This is a genomic window from Actinomadura sp. 3N407 (assembly GCF_052245875.1).
Lineage (GTDB): Bacteria > Actinomycetota > Actinomycetes > Streptosporangiales > Streptosporangiaceae > Spirillospora.
In genome coordinates this window covers 1-531 of sequence record NZ_JBQQBP010000108.1, presented here as the reverse complement: position 1 = coordinate 531, position 531 = coordinate 1, and the positions used below count along the sequence as shown (strand labels likewise).

The following is a 531-nucleotide window of genomic DNA, read 5'->3' as shown; positions in this document are numbered from 1 at the left end:
GATTCGGACGGTGGCTCAGAATGCAGGAACACGGCGACAGCAACAACGGTAATACGAAAACGGTGGCCCTCACGCCAGCGTCGCCGCACCTTCCCGGTTTGCGCGCGCCAGCACCTGTAGGCCAAGCAGCACAAGATTATCGTGCATCTGGAACGGCATGCGCAGATGCGGGGCGAGGGCGGCACGTGCACCGCCGCTCAGCACGCAGCGTGCCGGGCCGGGGTATTGCGATTGCAGCGTCTGCCACGTCTGCGCGATGGCACCAGCCTGGGCCGTGACGCAGCCCAGGGCGATGGCATCCTGCGTGTTGTCGGCCCACGGCGGCGCAACGGCATCGCGCGCGCTGAGGTAGCTGATATCCACCTCGGGCAACTGTGCCGTGTTGCGCGAGAGCGCGCGCATCATCAGCGTGATGCCGGGCAGGATCAGGCCGCCGGCAAACAGGCCATCGGGCGAGACGATGTCGAGTGTGGTGGCGGTGCCGGCTGTCACCAGCAGCAGGGCGGTGTCGGGCCACAGGCTGCGTGCGCC

The 531-nt window shown here is 67.6% G+C and carries 1 protein-coding gene; it reads right to left on the bottom strand.

Annotated elements, in window-relative coordinates; all coding sequences use genetic code 11:
• Nucleotides 1-69 precede the first annotated feature (69 nt).
• The coding region (locus tag ACTWPP_RS45170) for a type III pantothenate kinase (protein ID WP_443110645.1) at nucleotides 70-531 on the bottom strand (462 nt) is incomplete at its 5' end.